This window comes from Kineococcus haloalkalitolerans, from assembly GCF_050871905.1.
Taxonomy (GTDB): domain Bacteria; phylum Actinomycetota; class Actinomycetes; order Actinomycetales; family Kineococcaceae; genus Kineococcus.
Genome location: NZ_JBJLSH010000080.1, coordinates 1 through 9217 on the forward strand (window position 1 = coordinate 1; position 9217 = coordinate 9217).

Consider the following 9217-nt stretch of genomic DNA (forward strand, 5'->3'; position numbering starts at 1 on the left):
GGCCCGGGCGCTGCAGCGCCCGGGCCCCTCGCGGCTCAGCCGGCCGTCACGGGGTCGCCTCCCCCGGGTCCGGCGGTGCGGCGGCCGCGTCCGGCGCGGCCTGCGCGCCCGCCGCCCCGGCCTGCTCCAGCCGGGCCTCGGCGTCGGTGGCCCGCTCGATGGCGTCGGCCAGGCGCTGCTGCGCCTCGCCGTAGGCGGCGAAGTCGCCGGCCTCCAGGGCCGACTGGGAGTCCAGCAGGGCCTGGCGCGCCGTGCTCAGCGCCGCGTCCAGGTCGCCCTGCGGCGTGCCCGTGGCCCCGCCGCCGTCCCCGGGCGCCGTCGGCGACGGCGTGGCCGTCGGCGACGGCGTCTGGGTCGGGTCGGCGTCGTCGGGCAGCAGGTCGTCGTCCACCGGCGCGGCGCCCTCGTCACCGGCCGCGGCGCCCGAGTCGCCGGCGAAGACCTGGTTGAGCGCCTCGTCCAGCGTCGGGGCGAACCCGATCTGGTCGCCGAAGACCGCGACGACGTTGCGCAGGACCGGGAAGGAGGCGCCGCTGCGCGACTGCACGTAGATGGGCTCCACGTACAGCAGGCCGCCGCCGACCGGCAGCGTCAGCAGGTTGCCGTAGATGACCTCCGACTCGCCCTGGTTCAGCAGGCGCAGCGCGTTGCCGACCGTGGGGTCGGAGTTGATGTTGTTCTGCACCTGGTTCGGGCCCGGCACCGCGTTCTCCTGCGGCAGCTGCAGCAGGCGGATCGTGCCGTAGCCCTCGCGCACCTGCCCCGTCGTCGTGCCCGCGTCGGCGTCCACGGCCGCGAAGCCCGTGAGCACCTGGCTGCCCGACCCGGCGCCCTGCGCCGCCGCGTTCGGCACGTAGGAGGACGTCAGGCTGAAGGACGGCTCCTCCTGGCCCGGCATCTGCAGCGTCAGGTAGTACGGCGGCTGCAGCGGCGCGTTGCGCGCCGGCTGCGGCTGCAGCGCGTTGGGCTCCCCGGCGGGCGGGACCTGCTGCGTCGGGTCGTCCGGGGTGCGCCAGAAGTCCTGCTGGGTGAAGAACGCGCCCGGGTCGGTGACGTGGTAGCGGCTGAGGACGTCGCGCTGCACCTTGAACATGTCCTGCGGGTAGCGCAGGTGCGACATGAGCTCGCCGTCGATCTCCGACACGGGCGTCACCGCGCCGGGGAAGGCGCTCATCCACGCCATGAGGACCGGGTCCTCCTCGTCCCAGGCGTAGAGGCGGACGGTGCCGTCGTAGGCGTCGACCGTGGCCTTGACGGAGTTGCGGACGTAGTTGACCGTCCGCTCCTGCAGCGCCTGCACGGCCTGGCCCTGCGTCAGCGTGTCCTCGGTGACGTCGCCCAGCTGCGTCTGCGCCGAGTACGGGAACGTCGAGGACGTGGTGTAGCCGTCGAGGATCCACACGACGCGGTCGCCGACGACGGCCGGGTAGGCGTCGCCGTCGAGCGTCAGCCACGGGGCGACCTTCTGCACCCGCTCGCGCGGCTGCCGGTCGTACAGGATGACCGACTCGGGGTAGACCGAGTCCGACAGCAGGATGTTGGCGTCGCTGAACTTCACCGCGTAGGCCAGCTTCTGGAAGAGGCTGCCGACGGCCACGCCGCCCTCGCCGTCGTAGGTGTTGCGCGCGAAACCGCCCTCGGACTCGCTCGTCGGGTAGTCCAGCTCCCGCGGCTCCGTGCCGCCGCCGACGATCGAGTACTCCGGCGACTGCTCGCCGAAGTAGATGCGCTGCTGGTACTCCGGCAGCTCACCGGTGGTGGGCAGGCCGCCCTCGAAGTAGGCGGGGCGCCCGTCCGGCGCGCGCTCGTTGCCGCGCGCGGCGACCACGCCGAAGCCGTGGGTGTAGACGGTGTGCTCGTTGATCCAGTTGCGCTGCGACTCGTTGAGGCCGGCCAGCGAGATCTCGCGGGCGGCCACGACGGTGTCCTGCAGCTCCCCGTCGTCGTCCAGCCGGTACCGGTCCACGTCCAGGACGTCCGGGAAGGCGTAGTAGGGGCGCACCTGCTGGGTCTGGCGGAAGGCGTTGGAGACGACCGACGGGTCCAGCAGGCGGATGCCCGGGATGGTCGCGGCGTCCTCGCGCAGCTGGCCCGGCTCGGCCTCCGTGCGCGCCGCGTACTGCGTCACCTCGGTGTCGGCCACGTCGTACGCCTGCCGCGTGGCCTCGATGTTGCGCTCCAGGTAGTCGCGCTCGGCGGACTGCGCGTTCGGGCGCACCTGGAAGTACTGCACCGCCCACGGGAAGATCCCGCCGACGGCGATCGCGCTGACGACGAGCAGGCCGGTGCCGATGGCCGGCACCCGCCAGGAGGCGCCGACGGCCGAGGCCACGAACAGCAGCGCCACCACGACGGCCGCGACCGCGAGGATCGCGCGCGCCGGCAGCACGGCCGCCGCGTCGGTGTAGGAGGGCCCCACCACGCCGGCGACGGGGATGCGGTCGTTGACCGTGGTCATGACCTCGTAGCGGTCCAGCCAGTAGCCGGCGCCGCGCAGCAGGAGGAACAGCGCCGCGAGCACCGACAGGTGGATGCGCGCCGCGCGCGTCGTGCGCGGGCCCGGGCCCGACAGGCGCAGGCCCCCGTACAGGTAGTGCGTCGCCAGCCCGGCGATGCCGGCCAGCACCACGGCCGCGGACAGGAACCCGACGACGAAGGACAGCCACGGCAGCGTGAAGACGTAGAAGCCCTGGTCCAGGCCGAACTGCGGGTCGTCCGTGCCGAACGGCTGGCGGTTCCACCACAGCAGCAGCGTCTCCCACTGCGCCATCGCCACCGAGCCGCCGAACAGGCCCGCGGCCGCCGACAGCACCACCACGACGAGGCGGCGCAGCGGCTCCAGCGACTCCCGGTAGCGGTCCAGGCCCGCCTGCTCGGAGGAGATCGGCGCGTAGACCGGGCGCGAGCGGTAACCGACGGTCAGCGAGGCGCCGACGGCACCGGCCAGCAGCAGCGCGCCGACGACGAACAGCGCGACCTGCAACCACAGGCGGGTCGTGAAGGTCTGCAGGAAGCCCAGGTGGTCGTACCACCACACGTCGGTCAGGAGGCGGGAGCCGAGCAGGACGGCGACGAGCACACCGGCCAGGACCAGCAGCGTGGGCAGCAGGGGTCCACGACGGCGTCGTTGCAGCACCGGCCTGGAGGGGCGGCGTGGAGGGAAGCTCACGCAAGCGCAACTCACAAGACCCCTCCCGGGTGCCCGTGGCGACCGATCGTGACCTCACCGTTGCCGACGTGGCCCTGCTCACGGCGCACCGGGCGCCGCCCCGTCCGTGCGAGCATGAAGCACCGTGGACGACGACCAGAGCACGACCGCGCCCGCCGACGCCGTCACCGGCACGCCCACCGCCCCCACGGCCACCGGTGGCCTGTGGCGCGCGGTGGCGGAGATCGAGCGGCACGTCGCCGCGGACGGGTGGGGCGCGCCGCTGCGCCTGTTCGCCCTGGTGCGCACCGGCGAGGCGCTGCGCCGCGACCCCGCGCTGGCCGGCCGGCTGCCCGCCGCGGTCCTGCAGGAGGCGCGCGCCGACGACGGCCACCTGACGTCCGTGGAGCAGGACGGCCTGCCCGACGTCGGCGACCTCGACGACTTCCTCGGCCGCCTCGCCTGGCCCGCGGGCGTCGACGGCGCCGCGCTCGTCGTCGAGCGCCTCCTCGTGCCGCCGGACGCCGAGGCGGAGGTGCGCGCGAGCGTCCCCTCCGACGACGAGGAGGGCCGCGCCCGCGCGCTGGCCGCCCACCCGGCCGCCGAGGACGTGCGCATCGCCGTGGGCGTGCTGCGCGACGGGCGCCACGAGTGCGCCGTGCGCAGCCGCTCGAAGGACTCCGACGGCGAGGTGCGCACGGGCGCCGACCTGGTCCCCGGCCTGGTCAGCGCGCTGCAGGCCACGCTGGAGGACTGACCGGCCCCGGCCCGCGCCCCGCGGGGGGCGGGCTCAGCCGCAGGCCGCCAGCGTCCCGCCGCGGCCGGCGCCGACGGCCTCCACGGCCGCGACCGCCTCGGCCAGCGTCGACACCCCGAGGACCGTGATGCCGTCCGGGACCGCCCCGCGCACCTGCGAGCACTCCTCGGCCGGGGCCAGGAACCACTCCGCCCCCTGCGCGCGCGCCCCGACGACCTTCTGGCGCAGACCGCCGATGGGCAGCACCGCGCCGTCCACGGCGATGGCTCCCGTGCCGGCGACGTGCTCACCGCCCGTCAGCGCGCCCGGGGTCAGCTCGTCGACGACGCCGAGCGCGAAGACCAGGCCCGCGCTCGGGCCGCCGACGTCGTCGATCGAGATGTCGACGTCGAAGGGGAACTCGTGGTCCACCACGGGGACGATGCCCAGCAGCGTGGCGCCCCGCTGGGCGTAGGTGCGGGTGCGGACCTCGACCTCGTCGTCCCCGCCCCCCTGCTCCCGCCGGACCGTGAGGACCACCTCGGCGTCGGCGGGCAGGGCGCTGACGGCCGCGCGCAGGTCCTCGAACGTGGGCACCGGCTCGCCGTCGACGGCGGTGATCTCGTCGCCGGCGCGCAGCGCGTCCGCGGCCGGGGCCGCCGGGTCGACAGCCGCCACCCGCCGCGTCGTGGTGCTGGGCACGTCGATCCCCAGCTGCGTCAGCGCGGCGACCTTCGCGGCCTCCTGCGACCCCGTCATCTCCGCGGCGCTGCGCCGGTCGGCCTCCTCGCGGGTCGTGCCGGCCCCGAAGTACAGCGAGCGCGGCAGGACGCTGGTGTCGCGGTCCAGCCAGTGCACGAGGACCTCCCCCAGCGACATCTCGTAGCCGGGGCCGCCGCGCAGCGACACCGTGGTCAGGTCCAGCCGCCCCTCGGTCGGGTACGTCTCGGCGCCGGCGATGCGGATGAGCGGCTCCTCGCCCGCGGGGGCCGGCGGGGAGGTCTCGGCGGGCGTGTCGGCGGCGGCGTCGGCGGTGGCGTCCGCGGTGGCGTCGGCGGCGGGCTGCCCGCCGAGCACGTCGCGCACGGGCCCGGGCGAGAGCGCCACGTAGGGCACCGGCACCAGGCTCAGCAGCGACAGCAGCAGCACCGCCACCAGCGAGGACGAGGCGAGCAGGACCGTGCGGGCGGCCACCGCGTCCCCCGCGCCGGGAGCCCCCGCGGGGCCGGGGGTCCCGGGGACCGCGCCGGCGGGCCGGGCGGGGGTCCCGGCGGGGTCGTCGGGCACCGGCGGCGTCGGGCGTGGCACCGGGGCAGGTTACGGCGGCGCGCTGGGCGTCCGCTGGGAGCGCTCCCGAGGGCCGTCCGCCGAGAGCGGAACGTCCGGGGACGCGGAACACCACCCGCGCCCGGTTCGTCCGTCCACGGACACGTCATGATGGGCTCGTCACACCGACGGCGACCTGTCGCAGGCAACGGGAAGGAGCCGACGTGGACGAGCGAGGCGACCAGGACCCCCACGAGGGCCAGGACGAGCGGCCCGAGGAGGCCGGTCAGGGCTCCGGGCAGGAGCCCGGGCAGGAGCCCGGCCGCGACCCGGACCGGCGCGGCGGGTCCGCCGACGAGAGCGCGCGCGGCCGGGCCGGCTTCCAGCCGCCCGGGTCCCCCGGCCCGTCGGGCTCCGGCGGCTCCGGCAACCCGCTGGAGGACCTGCTGGGTCCCCTGCTGGGCGGAGGGCTGGGCGGCGGCCTGCCCGGCGGCTTCCCCGGGGGCCTGCCGCCGAACCTGCCGCCCGGGCTGGCCGAGGCGCTGGGCGGGCAGGGCGGTCTCGACCCGCAGGTGATGGGCCAGGTCCTCGCCCAGCTGCAGCGGTTCCTGTCCACGCCCGGCGACGGGCCGGTCAACTGGCAGGTCGCCCACGACCTGGCCCGCCAGGCCGCCGCGCAGTCCGGCGACCCCGTCCCGGGCGCCGCGGAGCAGCGCGCGGTCGAGGACGCCCTGCGCGTGGCCGACCTGTGGCTGGACGGGGTCACCGACCTGGAGCAGGCGCCGACGACCGCCGAGGCGTGGAGCCGCGCCGAGTGGGTCGAGCGGACCATGCCGGTCTGGCGCCAGCTCGTCGAGCCCGTCGCGGCGAACGTGGCCGCGGCGATGGGCGACGCGATCTCCTCGCAGGCGCCGCCGGAGATGGCCGCGCTGATGGGCTCCGCCGGGGCGATGCTGCGCCAGGTCGGCGGCGGCGTCTTCGGCATGCAGGTGGGGCAGGCCCTGGGCCAGCTGGCCGGCGAGGTGCTCAGCACCACCGACGTCGGGCTGCCGCTGGCGCCCGCGGGGCGCGCCGCGCTGCTGCCGGGCGGCGTCAGCGCCTTCGCCGACGGTCTCGGCGTCCCGCTCGACGAGGTGCGCCGCTACCTGGCGCTGCGCGAGGCCGCCCACCAGCGGCTGTTCGCGCACGTGCCGTGGCTGCGCGCGCACCTGCTGGGCAGCGTGGAGAGCTTCGCGCGCGGCATCTCGGTGGACGTCGACCGCATCGGGGAGGCCGCCCGCTCGGTGGACCCGACCAACCCCGAGTCGCTGCAGGAGGCGATGTCCTCCGGCATCTTCGAGCCGGAGAGCACCCCGCAGCAGAAGGCGGCGCTGGCCCGCCTCGAGACGGCGCTGGCCCTCGTGGAGGGCTGGGTCGACCACGTCGTCGACGAGGCCGCCGCCCGGGTCCTGCCGCACGCGGCGGCGCTGCGCGAGACCGTCCGCCGCCGCCGGGCGACCGGCGGCCCCGCCGAGCACGCCTTCGCCGTGCTCGTCGGGCTGGAGCTGCGGCCGCGGCGCGCGCGCGACGCGGCGGGCATGTGGGAGGAGCTGCTGCGGCGCGGCGGGCAGTCGGCCCGCGACGCCGTGTGGGACCACCCGGACCTGCTGCCCACGCCCGAGGACCTCGACGACCTCTCCGCCTTCGTCGAGCGCCGCCTCGGCGGCGCGTCGGCGGGCGCGGGCGGGGACACCGACCTGGACGACATGGACGCCGCGCTGCGCGCGCTGCTCGACGACCCGGACGGGTCGGGCGGCGGCTCCGGGCGGCCCGGCGACGGCGAGGGGCCTGCCGAGGGCCCGTCCGGGGGTCCCGGCGAGGGCCCGTCCGGGGGTCCCGGCGAGGGCCCGTCCGACGGGGACGGGCCGGCGCGCTGAGGGCGCGGGGGGCGGGTCAGCGGCCGGTGCGCCGCGGCCTGCCCCGCGGCAGCGCCACCTCGCGGTGCCCGGCGCCGGGGGCCTCGTGCCGCACGCCGGTGCGCGGGTCGACGTCCGCGCCGGCCGCCGCGCGGTCCAGGTCCTCCACGCCGTCCGGGCCGTCCAGGTCGACGGCGCGACCGGCCGCGAAGTCCAGGCCGTCCAGGAACCCGCGGGCCCGCTCGGTGCGCGGGTAGGACTCCAGCAGCGACCAGAACGTGCGCGAGTGGTCGGGCACGAGCAGGTGCGCCAGCTCGTGCAGCAGGACGTAGTCGAGCACCCACCCCGGCACGCCCTGCAGGCGGTCCGAGACGCGGACGGTGCCGTCGGCCGGGGTGCACGAGCCCCAGCGGTGGTGCTGGTTGGCGACCCAGGTCACCGAGGTGGGCCGCGCCGCCCCGGACAGGTGCCGGCGGGACAGCTCCAGGGCCCGCTCGAGGAGGGCGTCGCCGGCGGGGTTGCGCCGGCGGTCCGCCGCCTGCAGGCGGGACACCATGCGCTCGACCCACTCGCGCTCCTCCACCCGGGAGAAGCGGGCAGGGATGAGGACGACGGTCCGGTCGCCGTCGCGGTAGGCGGACACCGTCCGCGTCCGACGACGGCTGCGACGGACCTCGACGGCACCCGCGGTGTCGTCCTCCACCTCGGGCACGCTACCCTGCGCACCCCCGTCCGCGGGAGGGGTCGCCGGGCACCTGTGCGGCCCGTGGTCGACCCGCGACCGGTCCGCGACCGTCCCGGCGCGCCCCGCGGCCCCGAGCGCGGGACCATTCCCAGCGCAGACCCGCGCCGCGGTCCCGCGGTGCGGCCCGGGGGCCGGTGGGCCCCGCGAGAGGAGGCACCGTGGCCGAGACCTGGCAGGGCGAGTTCTACTGCGTGAAGTGCAAGGAGAAGCGCGAGGCCGAGGGGCAGGTCGTGGAGACCAACGGCCGGCGCATGGCCAAGGGGCAGTGCCCCGTGTGCGGGACGAACCTCAACCGCATCCTGGGCAAGGCGTCCTGACCCCGGGCGGGTCGGCGCACCGGCCCGCGCGGGACCCGGGCCTGTGGACGGCGGCGGCCGGCGGGAGCGCTGCTCCGGCAGGGTGACGCCGTGCCGTCCACCCCCGCCGACCGGACCGACCCGCCCGCGACCGACCCGCCCGCGCACCCGGTGCTGCCCGCGTGGGCCGTCGTCCCGCTGGCCGTCCGGCCCGGCGGCGCGGTGCAGGTCGGCTCGTCCCCGCGCAGCGGCAGCGTGGTGGGCCCGCTGGCCGAGGCGGACGCGCTCGCGCTGCTGGACCTGGCCCGCACCGGCGGCACCCGCAGCCCGCGGGCCGCGGCGCGCCGGGCCCGTGCGCTCGCCGCGCACCTGGCGGCCGAGGGGACGCTGCCCGTGGTGCCCGAGCAGGAGCGGCGGACGGCGCGGGCGGCTCGCGGTGTGGCGGTCGTCGGCGCGGGCCGCACCGGCGCAGGGCTGGCCGCCCTGCTCGGGGCGGCGGGCGTCGGCCGGGTCCTCGTCGAGGACCCGGGGCTCGTCGGGCCGGACGACCTCGCGCCCGGAGCCCACGCGAGGGCGTCGCTGGGGCGGCGGCGCGGCGCGGCGGCCGAGGAGGGCGCGCAGCGCTGGTGGGCGGACCTGGCGACGGGCGCGACGGGCGCGAGGGGCGCGCGGGGCGCGGCCCGGTCCGCCGGGAGCGCGGGCGTGGACCTCGTGGTGCTCGTCGACCACCACGCCGCGCGCGCCGAGGCGGCCGCCGGGTGCGTGGCCGACGGCGTCGCGCACCTGTCGGTGGTGCTGCGCGACTCCGACGCGGTCGTCGGCCCCCTCGTGCTGCCGGGCCGCACGGCCTGCCTGCTGTGCCTGGACCTGCACCGCGCGGACGCCGACCCCGGCTGGCCGGCCGTGCGCGACCAGCTGGTGCGCGCCCCGGCCGCCACCCGGCGCGAACCGGTGGCGGCCGCCGGCGCGGTCGCGGGCCTGGCCGCGCTGCAGGTGCTCGCGCACCTGGACGGGGCGCGTCCCACCGCGGTGGGCAGCACCCTGGAGGTGGGGGGGGGGGGTGGGGGGGGGGGGGCGCGGGGGGGGGGGGGGGGGGGGGGGGGGGGGGGGGCGGGGCGGTGGGGTGCGCCG

General features: G+C 77.7%; 7 protein-coding genes. 4 read left to right on the top strand and 3 right to left on the bottom strand.

What is annotated here, in order from left to right; translation table 11 throughout:
• Positions 1 to 46: 46 nt before the first annotated feature.
• Positions 47 to 3136: a UPF0182 family membrane protein gene (locus tag ACRYMY_RS19100; RefSeq protein ID WP_432548801.1), complete on the bottom strand. Its 3090-nt coding sequence runs from the start codon at positions 3134 to 3136 to the stop codon at positions 47 to 49.
• A 157-nt stretch (positions 3137 to 3293) separates the two neighbouring features.
• Between ACRYMY_RS19100 and ACRYMY_RS19105 the strand changes: the two genes are divergently transcribed.
• Complete coding sequence (locus ACRYMY_RS19105) at positions 3294 to 3905, top strand: PPA1309 family protein (protein WP_432548802.1); 612 nt, start codon at positions 3294 to 3296, stop codon at positions 3903 to 3905.
• Between the two features lie 33 nt (positions 3906 to 3938).
• On the opposite strand, the gene ACRYMY_RS19110 is transcribed toward ACRYMY_RS19105, so the two are convergent.
• Entirely contained in the window at positions 3939 to 5192 is a 1254-nt protein-coding gene (locus ACRYMY_RS19110) for a YlbL family protein (protein WP_432548803.1), read from the bottom strand.
• Between the two features lie 182 nt (positions 5193 to 5374).
• Here ACRYMY_RS19110 and ACRYMY_RS19115 point away from each other — a divergent pair, with 182 nt between their 5' ends.
• Entirely contained in the window at positions 5375 to 7066 is a 1692-nt protein-coding gene (locus ACRYMY_RS19115; RefSeq protein ID WP_432548804.1) for a zinc-dependent metalloprotease, read from the top strand.
• 16 nt (positions 7067 to 7082) lie between these two features.
• On the opposite strand, the gene ACRYMY_RS19120 is transcribed toward ACRYMY_RS19115, so the two are convergent.
• On the bottom strand, positions 7083 to 7757 hold the full coding sequence (locus ACRYMY_RS19120; protein ID WP_432548805.1) for a M48 metallopeptidase family protein: 675 nt from the start codon (positions 7755 to 7757) through the stop codon (positions 7083 to 7085).
• Positions 7758 to 7948: 191 nt separating this feature from the next.
• Between ACRYMY_RS19120 and ACRYMY_RS19125 the strand changes: the two genes are divergently transcribed.
• The gene (locus tag ACRYMY_RS19125) at positions 7949 to 8107 is read left to right on the top strand and encodes a DUF5679 domain-containing protein (RefSeq protein ID WP_369053671.1); all 159 of its coding nucleotides are present in this window, start codon (positions 7949 to 7951) and stop codon (positions 8105 to 8107) included.
• A gap of 90 nt (positions 8108 to 8197) precedes the next feature.
• The coding region (locus ACRYMY_RS19130) for a ThiF family adenylyltransferase (protein ID WP_432548806.1) at positions 8198 to 9217 on the top strand (1020 nt) is incomplete at its 3' end.